Origin of the sequence: Acidithiobacillus sp. HP-11 (genome assembly GCF_015100075.1) — a bacterium.
Classification (GTDB): domain Bacteria; phylum Pseudomonadota; class Gammaproteobacteria; order Acidithiobacillales; family Acidithiobacillaceae; genus Acidithiobacillus; species Acidithiobacillus thiooxidans.
On sequence record NZ_JACKYY010000003.1, the window covers coordinates 58759 to 75781 of the forward strand.

The following is a 17023-nucleotide window of genomic DNA, read 5'->3' on the forward strand; positions in this document are numbered from 1 at the left end:
ATTATTGTTCATAGTGCAGAACACATCGTGATGCATTGTTTCCACAACCGCACAAGGAGATCGTTATGAAGCTTACCAGTATGGAAGGTAAATCGGTTCCACAAGCCACTTTTCGCACCCGCGTCGACAACCAATGGCGGGATATGAGCAGTGACAGCCTCTTCAAGGACAGAACCGTCGTGGTATTTTCATTGCCCGGTGCTTACACCCCTACCTGTTCTTCCAGCCATCTGCCCCGTTACAACGAATTGGCTCCGACCTTTCGGGAAAACGGTGTGGATGAAATTATCTGCCTTTCAGTGAACGATGCTTTTGTGATGGATGCCTGGGCCAAAGAACTGGGCGTAGAAAATATCCGCCTGATTCCCGATGGGAATGGGGATTTTACCCAAGGTATGGGTATGCTGGTAGACAAAAGCGATTTGGGATTTGGTAAGCGTTCCTGGCGCTACTCCATGCTGGTCAAAGATGGCGCCATTAGCAAAATGTTTATCGAGCCTGACAAACCCGGTGATCCCTTTGAAGTCTCCGACGCGGATACCATGTTGCGTTACATCAATCCCGAGGCCAGGGATCCGGAATTTATCACCGTATTTACGCGTGAAGGTTGTCCGCACTGCGCCCGGGCCAAAGCCCTGTTAAAAGAACATAATATGGTTTTCGAGGAAATCCACACCGGCATGGGGACGGGCATCAGCTCGCGCAGTATTCGCGCAGTCAGTGGTCGCTCGACGGTACCCCAGGTGTTTATTGGCGGACGCCATATTGGTGGTGCAGATGATCTGGAGAAGTTTTTAGGTAAATAAATTTGTATTAACCTGAATCCAGAAAGCCGGAATAAACGCAGCAAAACAAGGAGAAACCAGCGTGAACCAGGATTATGATTTAATCGTCATTGGCGGCGGCAGTGGCGGTATTGCCACGGCCAACCGGGCAGCCAGCTATGGGGCCAAAACTGCATTGATCGCAGCAGGACCACTGGGAGGCACCTGCGTCAATGTCGGTTGTGTGCCTAAAAAAATCTTCTGGAATGCTGCTCACCTGGCCGAACAAATGCGGATGGCAGAAGACTATGGTTTTGATGCGGTTGCCTCCAGTTTTCATTGGGAACGGCTCAAGGCCAAAAGAGACGCTTATATTGATCGTCTCAATGGCCGCTATGCACAGGGACTGGATGGTAATGGCGTTACCTTGATTCGTGGACATGCGCGTTTTCATGACAAAAACCAGGTGGAAGTAGACAGTAAGATTCTGCGTGCCCCGCACATCCTCATCGCTACTGGTGGCCAACCCACCTGGCCGGATATTCCTGGTGCCGAGCTGGGTATCAGTTCGGACGGTTTTTTTGCGTTGGAAAAGGCTCCACGCTGTGTCGCCATTGTCGGAGCCGGTTATATTGCCGTAGAACTGGCTGGCGTTTTGCATGCTTTGGGCAGTGATGTATCACTGCTCATGCGACGCAAACATTTTCTGAATGATTTCGAGCCGATGCTTCGTGAACATCTGATGGATGCCATGCTCCATCAAGGCATCAATTTGCTGGCCCAGCGTCAGGTGCGTGAGCTGGAAAAACGCCCTGATGGTTTATGCCTGCACTTTCAGGATGGAGACTGCCTGGGCGGACTGGATGCCGTCATTTGGGCGATTGGCAGACGCCCAAACAGTGAAGAACTGGAGCTGGAAAATGCGAGCATTACCAAAGACGCGCAAGGATTTATTCCCGTGGATGCTTTCCAGAACACCGCTATTCCCGGCATTTATGCGTTGGGCGACGTGACCAGCGCTCCCGCCCTGACCCCGGTGGCTATTGCTGCCGGGAGAAGACTGGCGGATCGCTTATTCAACCAGCAGACCGAACGCCACCTGGATGCCACGCTGGTGCCAACGGTAGTCTTCAGCCATCCCCCCATCGCCACGGTAGGCCTCAGCGAAACGGCCGCGCGGGAAACTTACGGAGATGAAGCCGTCAAGGTGTATCAAACCCGTTTTACCCCCATGTTGCGGGCATTTTCCGAAGACCCTGAAAAAACCGCCATGAAACTGGTGACCGTAGGACGGGAAGAAAAAATTGTCGGTTTGCATGCCATTGGCGATGGCGTCGACGAAATGTTGCAGGGTTTTGCAGTAGCTTTACGCATGGGCGCCAGCAAAAAGGATTTTGACGATACCATCGCCATTCATCCCACCAGCTCGGAAGAGTTGGTCACTTTACGCTGAAAGTTAAAAAGGCAGATCTGACTGACGATCTGCCTTTTTTAGTCGATCGTTACTTGCGCCGACTGTGCAAATGTTTAAGTGCTTCCGGGCCTACTGAAACGCCGCAGTCACATTGCGGGCAATCAGCCAGCAGAGGCACCGTACTGGCCAGAATCGCCCGGACTCTTTCCATGCCCTCATGCATGACGGCGTCAATGGCCTCCATGGTGATGGGCTCGCTGGATTTGCCAGCGGCCGGATTGACTACCAACGATATGGGTGCGTAACAAAGACCGATCTCGCGGGCCAATACCGCTTCCGGTGCCCCGGTCATGCCCACAATATCTCCACCATCTTTTTCGATGCGCCGAATTTCCGCAATGGTTTCCAGACGGGGACCTTGGGTAGCCGCATAGGTAGCCCCATCTATCACCCCCACATCAGAAACCTTTGCCCCCTCTAAAAGACGTTCACGAATACGTCCGCAGTAGGGTTCGGAAAAATCAATATGGACCACCATGCTTTCGCCACCTTCAAAGAAAGTGCCAGGCCTTCCGCTGGTGTAGTCAATCAACTGGTCCGGAACACATATCACCCCGGATTGCATGGCTGCACTGATACCACCCACCGCCGCCACGGCAATCACATGGGTCACTCCCACATGGTGCAAGGCCCAGATATTGGCACGATAATTCACCCGGTGCGGGGGAATGGTATGTCCGTAACCGTGCCGAGCCAGAAAAACCACTTCCTGCCCGCCCAGATCACCAAAAGTCAGGGGGCCGGAAGCCTCACCAAACGGCGTTCTCACCACCCGACGATTACGGATCTGCAGATTATTGAGTCGCGTCAAACCACTTCCACCAATAATGCCGACCACACCCATTTAGTGATCCTCCGGGAGAAAAAAAATTCCCGGGGCATTACGGCCCAGGCCTCGGGCATCCAGACCATAGCCAAACACAAACTGATCTGGAACCTCCAGACCGACGTAATCTACCTGCAGGTCCACAGATCGCGGCCGCATCTTGCGTACCATCACCGCCGTATGCACCGCCACAGCACCTTCTGCCATGCAATAATCCTGAATGGATTTGAGGGTAATACCTTCATCCAGAATATCATCCACCAGGAGCACAACAGCCCCTGAGAGAGACTCCTTGGGACGCGTACGCCATTGCAACTCGCCACCACTGGTTTCTGAACCGTAGCGACTGACCTGTACACAATCCAGCGTCATGGGAAAATGCAAATGCGGCATGAGCTGGCCCACCACGACAATGGCGCCAGTCAACACACAGAGCAGCACCACCGGGCGATGTGGGGTCAGATGTTCAAGATCCTTATTAATGGCAACGGCCATCCTCTGGATGGCCGCTTCCACCTCTTCCGCGCTGAACAGATGTTCAGCGGGCCCCAAATGGGTAGGTGTCATCTTGGCATCAATACGTAAAGGTGACCACGTCGTCGTCCATGGCCTGCTCAATCACATAAGCGCCACCGACCACGTCGGATACTTCAGGAATCAAATCTTCCTTGGTGCAGTCCCACAATTCCAGAGTCGGAGTGCAGACAAAAAACTTTACGCCAGCCTCATGGGCATCCTTGATGAAATCGTAGACACTTTTGGGACTGCCAGGCATCACGAACATTTTTTCCGCCACGCCTTTTTTGGCCAACTCACCGGCACGGGCGGTCAACACCACTTCCACGTCAAAATCCATTGCGGCAGCAACGGTAGCCTGAAAGAACGGCGCACCCAGTTCCTGGGGGTTGGAAGGATCGGTGTTTACCATAACCATCAACAATTTATCAGCCATCTGTATCTCCTTAAGAATTCGGTCTGCACATCATAGCCGTCCCGACCCGCAACCGCACCATGAAATGATTGATTACACCATAAAAAGTCACGTGTCGAACACTGAAATCAGAGGTTCTCTTCTTCTTCCAACAGCACTTCCCGACGGGCACGTGTGCTTCTGGTAAGAATGTCCCGCTCGTCGGCCAGAGCCCGCTTGGCTACCTGGATAGCCTCCAGCAAATCTTCACGTTTGGATTCCATTAAATCTCCGCCGGCATCCATCAATCGAGCAGTTTTTTCCTGGATTTCATCAATCAACACCGCAATGCGTTCTTCCGCCAAAGATTCCAGGTTGTAAAAACGCTCTCTACCCTTGTCCATCGCCTTACGCAATTCCTGACGGGTTTCCGCACCGCTGGCTGGTGCCAGCAATAAGGCGCCTACTGCACCTACCAGAATCCCCACTACAAAACCTTCTGCGTTTCTCATGGTTTTTCTCCTCGCCGTTTCCGGCTTTAACGTTTGCGTGAAAAATAGCGCCAGCCTGTGCGCAAAGCCCGATACCACATACCGAGTTCCTGTACAGGCTGGACCAGGGTTTCGGTGGTTTCCATAATTTCCCGACTGAGGTACTTCATGGTGGAATCCACCCGATTCATTTGCGCCCGCCCCACCTGGGTCATTTTCTTGATATCTACCAAGGCCGACTTCAGCTCAAAAATCAGGGGGCCAACATCCTGTTCAGCACGGGCCAGCAATCTTTCCAAACGCAAAAAAGTCCGAATAAATACGCCCGCAGTCACCGCAATGATCAGCAAAATAATGATCAAGACAACGGCAATAACGGTAATGCCTGCGTTAATACCCATTATTTCTCCCTACGTTTTGCAATTTTCCGGCAGCCAGTCCGTGGCTTCCATAAGCCCCGCCGCAACCCGCATATACGGTCATTATAGGCAGCAACAGCGCACCGGGTAAAATAACACCCATCTTATCCACCCCCAGCATGGAAATGCTGCCACAAAATCAGTAACAGCAGAGCAACACCGACGATGCTCAAGACAAAAACCGCTGCCGCCCCACAATCCTTGGCGCGAGCAACAAGGGGATGAAATTCGGGACTGACCAGATCCGCCAGCGACTCTACTGCACTATTCAATAACTCGGTAGCCAACAGCATGGCCATCCACAGCAGGGCCAAACCCCACCACCATAAAGCGACCTGCGCCCAAAGCAAAAACGCCACGGCCGCCAGCACAGCCCATAATTCTGCGCGAAAGCTGGCTTCTTCCCGTGCGGCAATCCTCAGCCCGCGCAGAGCATAGAGTGCGCGCTGCCAGATGGGTTTATTTTTATTCACCAACCCCCCTGCTCGCGCAAAGACAAGGGTTCACCTTCACCGACAATAAAATGATCCAGCAAACGCAACTCCAGTAACTGCATGGCACTTTCCAGACGCCGGGTCAGCGCGAGATCAGCAGAGCTCGGCTCTGCCACGCCGGAAGGATGATTGTGCGCGACAATCAAGGCGGACGCATTCAACTCCAGCGCGCGCTTCACCACTTCGCGAATATGGACTGTCGCAGCATCTATGGTCCCCAAAAACATTTCTTCGAGCTTCAACACCCGGTGGCGATGATCCAGAAAAATGACAGCGAATATTTCCCGGCCGCGATCGCGCAGACTGGCCGACAAATACTGGCGAACGCGCTGTGGGGAGTCCAGGCAACTACCCCGCTGCCAATCTTCTGCCAGATGCCGTCGCCCCATCTCCAATACCGCCTGCAGTAAAGCATATTTCGCATCACCCATACCATGATGCGCACAAAACTGATCCCGGGTAGCCGTCAGCAAGGCCCGTAACCCACCAAAAATTTGCAACAATTCCCGGGATACATCCACTGCACTTTTACCTTTCACACCAACCCGCAGAAAAATCGCCAAAAGCTCGGCATCAGACAGACTTTGCGCCCCTTTCTGTAATAATCTTTCTCGCGGCCGTTCGTCCACCGGCCAATCAGTAATAGCCATTTGCTCCCTCCATCCCTTAAACTGGGATTATCATGATAGGAACCCTATTCAACACGACCGAGCCCCTGGCTGGCAAACGAATTCTGCTGGGAATTTGTGGCAGCATTGCGGCCTATAAAAGTCCGGAAATAGTCCGCCATTTGCTGCGCCTGGGCGCCGAAGTACGCGTAGTCATGACCCAAAATGCCAGGCAGTTTGTTACGCCCATCACTTTACAGGCCCTGAGTGGTCAGCCGGTACGCCAGGATTTATTTGCCGCTGAGGAAGAAGCCGCAATGGATCATATTCGCCTGGCACGCTGGCCGGATGCCATTATTGTGGCGCCGGTGACGGCAAATAGTCTTGCCCGTTTTTCCCTGGGCCTTGCCGATGATCTACTCAGTACCCTGCTGCTGGTCACGCACGCACCCGTTTTTCTTGCTCCGGCCATGAACGCCAGCATGTGGTCACATTCTGCAACCCAGGGACATGTCCGGCGTCTGCTTGAATTTGGTGCCCAATTTCTGGGCCCTGATGCCGGAGTTTTGGCTTGTGGCGAAGAGGGTGCGGGACGCATGTTGGAACCAGAGCAGATAGTTGGCCAACTGCGCCTGGCTCTGGCCAGCAAAACGCTTTCTGGAAAGCAAATACTGGTTACTGCAGGCCCCACCTGGGAAAGCCTGGATCCAGCCCGGGGACTGACCAACCGGGCAAGCGGCAAACAGGGATTTGCTCTGGCTCAGGCTTGTGCTGAAGCCGGTGCGCAGGTAAGACTCATCAGCGGTCCCAGTCATGAAGCAACGCCGCCAGGGGTTGTGCGCGAAGATGTCACCTCGGCCCAGCAGATGCTCGAGGCCTGCCTGCATAGTCTGGAAATACCCACGGATTTATTGATTGCCAATGCCGCAGTTGCGGACCATCGACCCACTCTGCAAAGCCCGCATAAAACGCCCAAATCAGCAGTTCCTGAGCAGATTGCGTTAACGCAGAATCCAGATATCGTGGCCAGCATCCATCGTCACCCCCAACGCCCACGGGTCATTGTTGCCTTTGCCGCAGAAACCCGGGATCACTTGGATTCAGCACGCGCCAAAGCAAGCCGCAAGGGGGCCGATACCATTATTGTCAACGATATCAGCAGGAGCACGACTGGAATGGGCTGTGAAATCAATGCCTGCACCCTACTCCACGATAAAATGCATATAGAAATTCCAGCTTGCCGTAAAATTGATATGGCAAGAATACTCATCCGCCACATCAGCAAAATCCACTTCGCCAGCGAGGTTCATCATTCCCGTGACTAATTTGCAAATTCGCATCCTCGACCCACGCATTGGTAAACAATGGCCTTTACCCCATTATGCCAGCGCTGACGCCGCTGGGATGGATTTACGCGTCTGCCTGGATGAGCCCTTGCATCTGTTGGCAAACACTGTGGAGTTAGTATCAGCTGGCTTTGCCATGCACATCGCTGATCCCAAAATCACCGCACTCCTGTTACCCCGCTCCGGGCTCGGACATAAGGGACTGGTATTGGGTAATCTAACCGGTCTCATTGATGCGGATTACCAGGGACCCATAAAAATGTCACTATGGAACCGCAGTCAAGATGAAATTGTCATTGAACCGGGAGAACGGGTAGCGCAGATGGTTCTGGTACCCGTTATTCGCCCCGAAATTCTGGTGGTGGATGAGTTTGCTGCCACAGAGAGGGGTAGTGCCGGATTTGGCAGCACCGGACAGCAATAATTCAGCGATTTATTTTTTCGGCATATAAACAGCGCAATATCCATGGGGACTAATTTTGCCCGACACGACCTTGCACGCCCCATCTTCGTTGGGTTTGGCTCCAGGGATAAAAAATTTGCAATTACTGCACATTTCCTTGCCGTTGGGGTGGGTAACATACTGCACTGAGGCCTGACTGGCCTTACTGGTTGCGGCCTCTGCGATATTGGACAGCACTGCCGGTGCCACTGCGGCTGCCAAAACCACCTTACCACTCGACCGGAACCATTCACGACGGGTCAACTTCTTCATACACTTCTCCTATTAGCATGGGTACCGAAGAATAAGCACAACGATACCAAACTACTATAGTACATAGTCATGTTGAATGTGTAGATAGAAACCTAAAAAAAGCACAAAAAAAACGGCCCAGATTTTCATCATGGACCGATTTGTGCTTCAAAAGCCCTTGTACAGCGATATCAGGTAGTAGCAACCTGACGGTCGACCAACTCGACAATAGCCAAAGGGGCATTGTCACCAGCACGAAAGCCATATTTCACAATACGCAAATATCCACCGGGACGCGCAGCATAATGTGGGCCGAGATCATCGAAAAGTTTAACCACGGCCTGCCGATCACGCAAGCGCGCAAAAGCCAGACGACGCTTGGCAACCGTGGCATCCTTCGCCAAGGTTATCATCGGTTCGGCAAAGCGGCGCAGCTCTTTGGCCTTTGGAAGCGTCGTAACAATACGCTCATGGTGAAACAAGGACACCATCATGTTGGCAAACATGGCCTGCCGATGGCTGCTATTTCTATTTAGTTGCTTACCACTTTTGCGATGACGCATAACCCATTCCCTCTACCAAATTCTGAACATTAGCCGTTAACATCAACGTCTGCGCCGCGCCCGGAAATGGGCGGCAGGTTCTCCGGCGGCCAGTTTTCAACACGCATACCCAGACTGAGGCCATGGGCCACCAGCACTTCCTTGATTTCAGTGAGTGATTTTTTGCCGAGATTAGGAGCTTTCAATAGTTCCTGTTCGGATTTTTGAACCAGATCACCAATGTAAAAAATATCTTCTGCTTTGAGACAATTGGCAGAACGAACCGTCAGCTCCAGATCATCCACGGGACGTATCAGCAAGGGCATCAGATCCTGACCGTTTTGTACCTGAGAAGCTTCAGGCTCCTGCTGGTTTTCAGCGCCAGCCAAAACGCCCAACTGACTACGCAGAATCCGTGAGGCCTCCTGAACGGCCCAAACCGGATCAACGACGCCGTTGGTTTCCACATCCAGTACCAAGCGATCCAAATCGGTACGCTGTTCTACACGCGCACTTTCGACCTGGTAACTGACTTTCAAAACCGGACTGAAACTGGCATCCAGCGCCATCACGCCAATACGTTTCTCATGATTCTGACGCCGGGTAGCTGCAGCATCATAGCCGCGACCATCGTCAATCCGCAGATGCATCACCAGTTCGACATCCCGAGTCAAAGTAGCTATGACCTGATCAGGATTGGCCACTTCAATACCATGCTCAGAAACAATATCTGCACCGGTCATCAAACCCGGGCCACGCTTGCGCAAGGTAACCATCACATCACTGTGTCCCTGGGAGCGGACCGCAAGCATTTTCAGATTGAGGAGAATATCCACGACATCTTCCTGCACCCCTTCGATGCTTGAATATTCGTGCAGAACACCCTCAATCTCCACCTCGGTCACTGCCGCTCCCTTCAGCGAAGAAAGCAGAATACGCCTCAAACCACTGCCCAAGGTGTGACCAAAGCCACGCTCCAGAGGGCCCAAAGACAGGCGCGCACGACGTACGGAAATTTCTTCAACTTCTACGCCCTGCGGACGTAACAAATCACCAACATCAGTCATAAGCGTTCCTCAACCCCCGGTCTTACTTAGAGTACAACTCCACGACGACCTGTTCGTTCAAATCCGGTGCGATATCTTCACGCGCCGGTACGGCCTTAATTGTTGCACTGAGTGTGGCAGCATCCATGCTCACCCATTCAGGAAACCCGCGACCACCGGCTGCTTCAACCGCAGCTACAATCCGTACATGTTGACGGGCAGATTCAGCCACACTCACCACATCGCCGGCGCGGACCTGATAGGATGGAATATCAACGCGGCGGCCATTGACCAGAACATGGCCATGGCGAACGACCTGACGGGCTTCCGCACGCGAAGATCCAAATCCAAGCCGGTACGCAACATTGTCCAGACGCAGTTCAAGAAGACGCAGCAGGGTCTCACCGGTTACACCCCGAGCCTGACTGGCCCGCTCGAAATAACGTCGGAACTGACCTTCGAGAACACCATAAATGCGCCGAATTTTCTGCTTTTCACGCAGCTGACCGCCGTATTCGCTCACTCTTCCACGACGCTGACCATGTTGGCCTGGTGCATAGGCACGAATGCTCACAGGACATTTGTCCGAAAAGCATTTCTCACCTTTCAGGAAGAGCTTGCCGCCTTCACGACGGCACAAACGACAACTGGGACCCGTATATTTAGCCACTAACTACCTCCACCTAAAAATTAAACACGCCGCTTTTTAGGCGGACGGCAGCCGTTATGGGGAATCGGCGTGACGTCGCGAATACTCGCAATGCGAAAGCCGATGGAATGCAGCGCACGAACTGTACTTTCCCGACCGGGCCCAGGACCGCGCACTTCTACATCCAGATTTTTGACACCATATTCCTGCGCTTTTTTACCCGCGTTTTCCGCTGCCACCTGAGCGGCAAAAGGGGTGCTTTTGCGCGACCCACGGAAACCGGAGCCACCAGAGCTGGCCCAAGTCAGAACATTGCCCTGACGGTCACTGATGGTGATGATGGTGTTATTAAATGACGCATATATATGCGCTACTCCATCAAGTACGTTTTTCTTTACTTTCTTCCGCACACGGGAGTTTGTCTGAGTTTTCGCCATTACTGGAATCTTCCTAGTTAACGAGTGATCGATTTCGCAGGACCCTTACGTGTCCGTGCGTTCGTCTTGGTACGCTGGCCGTGAACAGGAAGTCCACGACGATGCCGAATACCGCGATAGCAACCAAGATCCATCAATCGTTTGATGTTCATGGTTACCTCACGACGGAGATCACCTTCCACCAGAAATTTGGCGACCTCAGCCCGAATGCGTTCCAGCTCGGGTTCGCTGATGTCCTTGACGCGCATATCAAACGCAATATCAGCTGCAGATAAAATACTCTGCGAACGAGTTCTGCCGATACCATAAATATACGTCAAAGCAATTTCTATTTGCTTGTTGTTTGGAATATTAACACCAGCGATGCGGGCCATCCGCAATTCCTCCAAAAGACTAAGTGGGTCAATCCCACAGACTGATAAATTTAGTCGCCTTAACCTTGACGTTGTTTGTGACGGGGTTCCACGCAAATGACCCGCACCACACCGTTACGACGGACTATCTTGCAATTACGACAGAGCTTTTTTACCGACGCCCGAACTTTCATTACAACCCCCTATTTGGCACGATATATAATGCGACCCTTGGTTAAATCATAGGGCGTCATTTCTACGGTCACCTTATCTCCTGGCAGAATACGGATATAATGCATACGCATTTTGCCGGATATATGTGCATTCACTACATACCCATTTTCGAGACGCACTTTAAAAGTTGCACTCGGCAGGTTTTCAATCACTTCGCCCTGCATCTCCAGAGTATCTTCTTTAGACATCTAATCTTTTTCCCTCACCGCTTCCACGATTCTGGCAAACACTTCATCCGCCTCACCATGACCATCAATCTGATGGTAGGCTGGCCGATCGTGATAATAAGCGATCAAAGGAGCTGTTTCCGCCTGATAAACCGCCAGACGTTTTCTGATCACATCCGGCTGGTCATCTTCACGCTGGACCAGACTGCCCCCACACTGATCACATACTGCAGTGACCAATGAAGGATGATAGCGTTCGTGATAAATCGCGCCACAACCAGAACAGACACGCCGTCCTGAAAGCCGCACAACAATTTCCTCATCATCCAGTGCAATATGCAGTACAGCAGAGATGACCCCACCGCTATCCTGCAATAGTTGGTCTAATGCATGCGCTTGATACACGGTGCGCGGGAAGCCGTCGAATATCACCCCAGCAACCGCATCTTCCAACGTCAAGCGCTCTGCAACAATACCAACAATAATGTCGTCGCTGACCAGTGCCCCAGAATCCATCACTGCAGCAGCACGACGTCCTATATCACTACCAGACTGAACAGAGGCGCGGAGCATATCACCGGTAGAGACATGAGGCAAGCCTAAATATTGAGCCAGGCGCTGAGCCTGTGTACCCTTACCCGCTCCTGGAGCACCCAGAAATATGAGGTGTCTGGCCAAACTCATCGTCCACTCAGGGGATTCTTACGAATCAACCCTTCATATTGATGCGTAAGCAGATGACTTTGAATCTGACCCATAAGATCCATCATCACCACAACCACAATCAGCAAACTGGTGCCTCCTAAATAAAAGGGCACGTTGTACTGAACAATGAGAAATTCAGGCAACAAGCAGACCAGTGTCAGGTAAATGGCTCCCCAAAGGGTTAGACGCGTTAAAATCCTGTCCATGTAACGGGCAGTATGTTCCCCTGGTCTGATCCCTGGAACAAACGCACCGGATTTTTTGAGGTTATCGGCCGTGTCTCTCGGATTAAAGACCATTGCCGTATAAAAGAAGGCAAAAAATACAATGGCCGTAGTAAATACGACGACATATAGCGCAGAACCCGGACTCAAGGCCTGGCCGAAGCGCGCCAACCATTCCATACCTGGGACATTGGCAAACCACCCCGAAAGCGTAGCTGGCAACAATAATATGCTGGTCGCAAAAATCGGTGGAATAACGCCACTCATATTGACCTTGAGGGGCATGTGCGTGCTTTGCCCACCATAAATTTTACGTCCAACCTGACGCTTGGCGTACTGAATAGGAACACGTCTTTGGGCGCTTTCCATAAAGACCACAAAAGCGGTAACCAGAAGGGCCAGAACAAACAGTGCCACCACAAACATCGGCTGGAACTGCCCGGTTTGCATCAACTCAAAGGTTGTCCCGATAGCATCAGGTAGCCCCGCGACAATCCCCGCGAAAATGATCAGCGATATGCCATTGCCAATACCTCGCTCGGTGATTTGTTCACCAATCCACATGAGAAAAACCGTACCGCAGGCCAGAGAGATCGTCGTGGTAAACAAAAACAAAGGACCAGGATCAATTACAACAGGAATATGACCTGCGTGCATTTTTTCAATGGCAACAGCAATACCCAGCCCTTGCATGAGGGCGAGACCGACCGTGGCATAACGCGTGTATTCGGTGATTTTTCTACGGCCTGACTCGCCTTCTTTTTTTAGTTCTTCCAGCTTGGGGAAAACAGAACCCGCCAGTTGGAAAATAATGGAAGCGCTGATATAGGGCATGATCCCCAATGCAAAAACTGTCAAGCGCGACAGAGCACCGCCGGAGAACATGTTGAACATGCCGAGAATTGTTCCGCGCTGCTCATTGAAAAAAGAAGCCATAGCAGCCGGATCAATGCCCGGAACCGGAATATGCGCACCAATACGAAAAACCAGCAAAGCACCCAGCAAAAATAAAATGCGGTTACGTAATTCATTGATCTTACCAGCGCCCTTTGCGGCACCCGCAATGTTACGCAACCCGGCCATTATTCTTCGACCTTTCCGCCAGCACTTTCAATCGCAGCCTTGGCTCCCGCACTGACTCTCAATCCACGCACGGTAAGCGCCTGGCTCAATTCACCCGTCAAAATAACCTTAACGACGTCCGGACTGCCCCGAACAATGCGCCGCAACAGTAGGCCTTCCATGTCGACCACACCATCAATCGCTGCATTTTCCAGCTGGGACAAGGTTACCTCGCAAGTACGGGCACCAAAGGTATTCCGAAATCCTCTTTTAGGAATACGGCGTTGCAAGGGCATCTGACCGCCCTCAAAACCGACCTTGTGGTAACCACCTGACCGCGCATGCTGCCCCTTGTGACCACGACCTGCGGTTTTACCGAGGCCACTTCCAATGCCGCGTCCGACACGACGACGGTCTTTCTTGGCACCCTCTGCAGGCGCTATTGTATTTAATTTCATGACAACTCTTCCCAGCGCAATAGGTAAGGCACTTTATTGACCATGCCACGGATTTCTGGCGTATCAGGACGTTCAACAGTATGGTTGGTGCGGCGCAAACCAAGGCCGACCACAACACGGCGATGATTCTCGGTCACCCCAATTAAACTTTTTACCAGAGTAATGCGTAACTGTTTACTCATCATGACCTCCATCACCACGAATTTCCTTCAGGCTTTTGCCACGCTTCATGGCGATGGCCTGGGGGCTGGAAAGCTTGTTGAATGCATCAAAAGTTGCACGCACCACATTGATAGGATTATTGGAACCCAGCGACTTAGCCACCACGTTGCGCAAGCCAACTGCTTCACAGACAGCGCGCATGGCACCACCAGCAATAACACCACTACCTTCTGGAGCAGGACGCAACATGACACGAGCAGCACCATGACGACCTTCTACCGGGTAGGGAATTGTGCCACCACGCATCAATGGGATTTGCGTCATCCAACGACGAGCCTGGTCTGTGGCTTTCTGGATTCCCGCAGGAACCTCCTTGGCTTTACCACGACCAAACCCGACCTTGCCATCACCATCGCCGACAACCATCAGTGCTGCAAAACCAAATTGCCGACCGCCCTTGACCACCTTAGATACACGATTGATATGAATCAGCTTTTCCTGCATACCATCGCTGGGCTGAGCATCACGATTTTCCCTTGCCATTTTTCAGATCTCCGTCAGAACGACAACCCGCCCTCGCGGGCGGCGTCGGCCAGGGCTCGCACCCGACCATGATAACGATAACCGCTTCGGTCAAAGGCTACTTCCTTCACACCAGCAGCCAATGCTTTGGCGGCAACCCGCTGACCGATGGTCACTGCCGCAGCCACATCGGCACCTCGGGGCATGGTCGCCCGCAACTCACCTTCCACGCTGGATGCCTGGGCAATGACGACCCCCTTGGAATCATCAATGACCTGTGCATAGATGTGCTTTCCGGAACGAAAGACGCAAAGTCTTGGTTTGGCTTGAGATGCAATTCGGGCACGGGTTTTACGTGCACGACGGAGTCTGGATGTATTTTTATTCATGATTACCTGCCTCAACCATTATTTCTTCTTGGCTTCTTTACGACGGACATTTTCACCTGCATAACGTACACCTTTACCTTTGTACGGTTCAGGAGGACGATACGCACGAATGTCTGCGGCAATTTGCCCGATTTTCTGCTTATCAATACCCTTGATCACGATTTCTGTCTGGGTCGGCGTTTCAATCGTAATGTCGTCAGGTACCGGATAATCTACAGGATGTGAAAATCCCAGACTCAAGCTTAGAGTTTTGCCTTTTGCTTGCGCACGATAACCCACACCGATAATTTCAAGTTTCTGCTCAAAACCTACCGAGACGCCATGCACCATATTGTTTAACAGGGCACGCATTGTGCCGGCAAAAGCATTTTGCCCATCAGCCCAGGCTAAGGTAGCGACTCCATCGTCCACCTGCAGCGTCACACTGGAGTGAAATGGAGTGGAAATCTGACCTTTGGGACCTTTTACATGCAAATACTTATCAGCCACATGAACTTCCACACCTTTAGGAAGAGTAACAGGCTGTTTCCCTACTCGAGACATACTGAATCTCCCTTAAGAGACTACGCAGAGTACTTCACCACCAATCCCGGCAGTACGTGCCGCACGATCAGTCATGATTCCCTGCGAAGTTGAAATGATGGCAATGCCAAATCCATCCCGAACCTTGGGAAGATCATCAGCACCCCGATAAATACGCACACCCGGTCTACTTACACGACGGATCTCGGCAATAACCCCAGCTCCGGCATAATACTTAAGAGTCAGATTCAGAACCGGATGACCATCCTGTGTTTCTTCCCGGAAATCGGTAATATAACCTTCTTCAACCAGAACGCGAGCAATGGCGCGTTTCAGTTTTGAAGCAGGCATTAAGACTTTCGCTTTATTTACTTGTTGCGCATTTCTAATGCGCGTAAGCATATCAGCAATAGGATCCGTTACGCTCATCGTGTTTCCTCACCAGCTCGCTTTGACAATACCGGGAATTGAACCCGCCGAGGCATGCTTACGCAGGCACAAACGACACAGACCAAATTTCCGATAGTAACCACGTGAACGTCCGCACAATTTGCAACGGTGGTACGCACGCACCTTAAACTTTGGGGTCCTTTCGGACTTTGCAATCAATGATTTTTTTGCCACGCGTCAAACTCCCTTCAAGGCCGGAAGGGCATCTTGAAGGCTTTTAACAGCCCAAGGCCCTCTTCATCATTCTTGGCGGTGGTAGTGAACACCACGTCCAACCCGCGCAAACGATCAATTTTATCATATTCAATTTCAGGGAATATGATTTGTTCTTTCACACCCAAGGTGTAGTTACCACGGCCATCAAAAGATTTTGGTGACAGACCACGGAAATCGCGAATGCGGGGAATAGCTACTGTTACCAGGCGATCGAGAAACTCATACATGACCAGACCTCGCAAAGTCACCATGCAACCAATTGGATAACCATCCCGAATTTTAAAAGCAGCAACCGATTTACGGGCACGGGTGACCACTGGCTTCTGACCTGCAATTTTAGTCATGTCACCAACGGCGGCTTCAAGAATTTTCTTGTCACCAACCGCTTCACCCACACCCATATTCAAGGTGATTTTGAGAATCTTGGGTACTTCCATCACGCTTTGATAACCGAAATCCTGCATCAGCTTGGGGGCGATGGCGCTTTTGTACAAAGTATGTAAACGTGCTTCCATTTTATATTTTACCCTTAACGGCCGCTGATAACTTCGCCGCTGCTCTTGAAAACCCGAACCTTACGTTCGCCTTCCAGCGTTTTATAACCAACTCTGTCTGCAGTTCCCGCAGTAGCATTGAAAATAGCCACATTGGAAATATGAAGTGGCGCTTCTTTTTCGACAATGCCGCCAGGCTTGCCCATACGATCAGGACGAACGTGACGCTTGATCATGTTCACCTTCTCCACCAGCACCCGTGATTCGCTACGAAGAACTTTCAGCACCTTACCGCGCTTACCTTTGTCCTTACCGGCCAGAATCACGACTTCATCATCCTTACGCAACTTCAACATGGTCATCCC

Annotated in this window: 30 protein-coding genes; 4 read left to right on the forward strand and 26 right to left on the reverse strand. The window is 51.7% G+C overall.

Translation table 11 applies throughout. From position 1 onward, the window contains the following. Window positions 1–65 precede the first annotated feature (65 nt). Together H7F08_RS01600 and gorA are read left to right on the forward strand one after the other, a co-directional pair. On the forward strand, window positions 66–806 hold the full coding sequence (locus H7F08_RS01600; RefSeq protein WP_193639709.1) for a glutathione peroxidase: 741 nt from the start codon (window positions 66–68) through the stop codon (window positions 804–806). 61 nt (window positions 807–867) lie between these two features. Next, entirely contained in the window at window positions 868–2217 is a 1350-nt protein-coding gene (gorA, locus tag H7F08_RS01605; RefSeq protein WP_142089416.1) for a glutathione-disulfide reductase, read from the forward strand. 49 nt (window positions 2218–2266) lie between these two features. Here the strand turns inward: gorA and H7F08_RS01610 are convergent, their stop codons facing one another. The 7 genes from H7F08_RS01610 to radC all read right to left on the reverse strand — a co-directional run bounded on the left by H7F08_RS01610 (window position 2267) and on the right by radC (window position 6028). Then, the gene (locus tag H7F08_RS01610; protein WP_142089414.1) at window positions 2267–3082 is read right to left on the reverse strand and encodes an S-methyl-5'-thioinosine phosphorylase; all 816 of its coding nucleotides are present in this window, start codon (window positions 3080–3082) and stop codon (window positions 2267–2269) included. Beyond that, window positions 3083–3631, reverse strand: a complete 549-nt coding sequence (locus tag H7F08_RS01615) for a hypoxanthine-guanine phosphoribosyltransferase (protein WP_024894022.1) — start codon at window positions 3629–3631, stop codon at window positions 3083–3085. 7 nt (window positions 3632–3638) lie between these two features. Next, a complete protein-coding gene (locus tag H7F08_RS01620) occupies window positions 3639–4016 on the reverse strand; it encodes a DsrE/DsrF/DrsH-like family protein (protein WP_010641460.1) in 378 nt (125 codons plus the stop codon). 107 nt (window positions 4017–4123) lie between these two features. Beyond that, window positions 4124–4486, reverse strand: coding sequence for a YtxH domain-containing protein (locus tag H7F08_RS01625; protein ID WP_024894021.1), 363 nt, complete (start codon window positions 4484–4486; stop codon window positions 4124–4126). 26 nt (window positions 4487–4512) lie between these two features. Then, complete coding sequence (locus tag H7F08_RS01630) at window positions 4513–4866, reverse strand: hypothetical protein (RefSeq protein WP_031573709.1); 354 nt, start codon at window positions 4864–4866, stop codon at window positions 4513–4515. A 122-nt stretch (window positions 4867–4988) separates the two neighbouring features. Then, the gene (locus H7F08_RS01635) at window positions 4989–5357 is read right to left on the reverse strand and encodes a diacylglycerol kinase (RefSeq protein ID WP_193639710.1); all 369 of its coding nucleotides are present in this window, start codon (window positions 5355–5357) and stop codon (window positions 4989–4991) included. Beyond that, window positions 5354–6028 (reverse strand): RadC family protein, encoded by a 675-nt coding sequence (radC, locus tag H7F08_RS01640; RefSeq protein WP_010641452.1) that lies wholly within the window; start codon window positions 6026–6028, stop codon window positions 5354–5356. Before radC ends, H7F08_RS01635 begins: the two co-directional genes overlap by 4 nt. A gap of 32 nt (window positions 6029–6060) precedes the next feature. Here radC and coaBC point away from each other — a divergent pair, with 32 nt between their 5' ends. Both coaBC and dut read left to right on the forward strand, forming a co-directional pair. Then, a complete protein-coding gene (gene coaBC / locus H7F08_RS01645; protein WP_193639711.1) occupies window positions 6061–7311 on the forward strand; it encodes a bifunctional phosphopantothenoylcysteine decarboxylase/phosphopantothenate--cysteine ligase CoaBC in 1251 nt (416 codons plus the stop codon). Beyond that, the gene (dut, locus tag H7F08_RS01650) at window positions 7304–7756 is read left to right on the forward strand and encodes a dUTP diphosphatase (RefSeq protein WP_193639712.1); all 453 of its coding nucleotides are present in this window, start codon (window positions 7304–7306) and stop codon (window positions 7754–7756) included. Before coaBC ends, dut begins: the two co-directional genes overlap by 8 nt. A 9-nt stretch (window positions 7757–7765) precedes the next feature. Here dut and H7F08_RS01655 read toward each other — a convergent pair whose 3' ends face one another. From H7F08_RS01655 to rplX, 19 genes are all read right to left on the reverse strand, one after another. Continuing rightward, the gene (locus tag H7F08_RS01655; RefSeq protein ID WP_024894017.1) at window positions 7766–8047 is read right to left on the reverse strand and encodes a high-potential iron-sulfur protein; all 282 of its coding nucleotides are present in this window, start codon (window positions 8045–8047) and stop codon (window positions 7766–7768) included. A gap of 170 nt (window positions 8048–8217) precedes the next feature. Continuing rightward, window positions 8218–8589, reverse strand: a complete 372-nt coding sequence (gene rplQ / locus H7F08_RS01660; RefSeq protein ID WP_010641444.1) for a 50S ribosomal protein L17 — start codon at window positions 8587–8589, stop codon at window positions 8218–8220. A 29-nt stretch (window positions 8590–8618) separates the two neighbouring features. Next, window positions 8619–9635: a DNA-directed RNA polymerase subunit alpha gene (locus H7F08_RS01665; protein ID WP_010641442.1), complete on the reverse strand. Its 1017-nt coding sequence runs from the start codon at window positions 9633–9635 to the stop codon at window positions 8619–8621. A gap of 22 nt (window positions 9636–9657) precedes the next feature. Further along, window positions 9658–10284, reverse strand: a complete 627-nt coding sequence (rpsD, locus tag H7F08_RS01670; RefSeq protein WP_193639713.1) for a 30S ribosomal protein S4 — start codon at window positions 10282–10284, stop codon at window positions 9658–9660. Window positions 10285–10304: 20 nt separating this feature from the next. Then, window positions 10305–10700: a 30S ribosomal protein S11 gene (gene rpsK / locus H7F08_RS01675; protein WP_010639656.1), complete on the reverse strand. Its 396-nt coding sequence runs from the start codon at window positions 10698–10700 to the stop codon at window positions 10305–10307. Window positions 10701–10717: 17 nt separating this feature from the next. After that, window positions 10718–11074 (reverse strand): 30S ribosomal protein S13, encoded by a 357-nt coding sequence (rpsM, locus tag H7F08_RS01680; RefSeq protein ID WP_010639657.1) that lies wholly within the window; start codon window positions 11072–11074, stop codon window positions 10718–10720. A 59-nt stretch (window positions 11075–11133) separates the two neighbouring features. Next, window positions 11134–11247 (reverse strand): 50S ribosomal protein L36, encoded by a 114-nt coding sequence (gene rpmJ, locus H7F08_RS01685; protein ID WP_009568281.1) that lies wholly within the window; start codon window positions 11245–11247, stop codon window positions 11134–11136. 9 nt (window positions 11248–11256) lie between these two features. Then, window positions 11257–11475: a translation initiation factor IF-1 gene (gene infA, locus H7F08_RS01690; protein WP_010639668.1), complete on the reverse strand. Its 219-nt coding sequence runs from the start codon at window positions 11473–11475 to the stop codon at window positions 11257–11259. Further along, window positions 11476–12138 carry an adenylate kinase gene (locus H7F08_RS01695; protein WP_031573694.1) on the reverse strand — a complete coding sequence of 221 codons (663 nt, stop codon included), beginning with the start codon at window positions 12136–12138 and terminating at the stop codon, window positions 11476–11478. It lies immediately after the preceding gene. Then, window positions 12135–13466, reverse strand: coding sequence for a preprotein translocase subunit SecY (gene secY, locus H7F08_RS01700; protein WP_193639714.1), 1332 nt, complete (start codon window positions 13464–13466; stop codon window positions 12135–12137). Before secY ends, H7F08_RS01695 begins: the two co-directional genes overlap by 4 nt. Next, window positions 13466–13903 carry a 50S ribosomal protein L15 gene (gene rplO / locus H7F08_RS01705; RefSeq protein WP_142089406.1) on the reverse strand — a complete coding sequence of 146 codons (438 nt, stop codon included), beginning with the start codon at window positions 13901–13903 and terminating at the stop codon, window positions 13466–13468. Before rplO ends, secY begins: the two co-directional genes overlap by 1 nt. Further along, entirely contained in the window at window positions 13900–14085 is a 186-nt protein-coding gene (gene rpmD / locus H7F08_RS01710) for a 50S ribosomal protein L30 (RefSeq protein WP_077218175.1), read from the reverse strand. The genes rplO and rpmD overlap by 4 nt, the downstream gene beginning before the upstream one ends. Next, a complete protein-coding gene (rpsE, locus tag H7F08_RS01715; protein ID WP_010639676.1) occupies window positions 14078–14608 on the reverse strand; it encodes a 30S ribosomal protein S5 in 531 nt (176 codons plus the stop codon). Before rpsE ends, rpmD begins: the two co-directional genes overlap by 8 nt. A gap of 14 nt (window positions 14609–14622) precedes the next feature. Beyond that, on the reverse strand, window positions 14623–14976 hold the full coding sequence (gene rplR / locus H7F08_RS01720; RefSeq protein ID WP_075322144.1) for a 50S ribosomal protein L18: 354 nt from the start codon (window positions 14974–14976) through the stop codon (window positions 14623–14625). 18 nt (window positions 14977–14994) lie between these two features. Continuing rightward, entirely contained in the window at window positions 14995–15519 is a 525-nt protein-coding gene (gene rplF, locus H7F08_RS01725) for a 50S ribosomal protein L6 (RefSeq protein ID WP_193639715.1), read from the reverse strand. Between the two features lie 12 nt (window positions 15520–15531). Then, window positions 15532–15927, reverse strand: coding sequence for a 30S ribosomal protein S8 (rpsH, locus tag H7F08_RS01730; protein WP_010639682.1), 396 nt, complete (start codon window positions 15925–15927; stop codon window positions 15532–15534). 9 nt (window positions 15928–15936) lie between these two features. Continuing rightward, window positions 15937–16122, reverse strand: coding sequence for a type Z 30S ribosomal protein S14 (locus tag H7F08_RS01735; RefSeq protein WP_010639684.1), 186 nt, complete (start codon window positions 16120–16122; stop codon window positions 15937–15939). Window positions 16123–16136: 14 nt separating this feature from the next. Further along, the gene (rplE, locus tag H7F08_RS01740) at window positions 16137–16679 is read right to left on the reverse strand and encodes a 50S ribosomal protein L5 (protein ID WP_010639686.1); all 543 of its coding nucleotides are present in this window, start codon (window positions 16677–16679) and stop codon (window positions 16137–16139) included. Between the two features lie 14 nt (window positions 16680–16693). After that, a complete protein-coding gene (gene rplX, locus H7F08_RS01745) occupies window positions 16694–17014 on the reverse strand; it encodes a 50S ribosomal protein L24 (protein WP_010639688.1) in 321 nt (106 codons plus the stop codon). Window positions 17015–17023 lie beyond the last annotated feature (9 nt).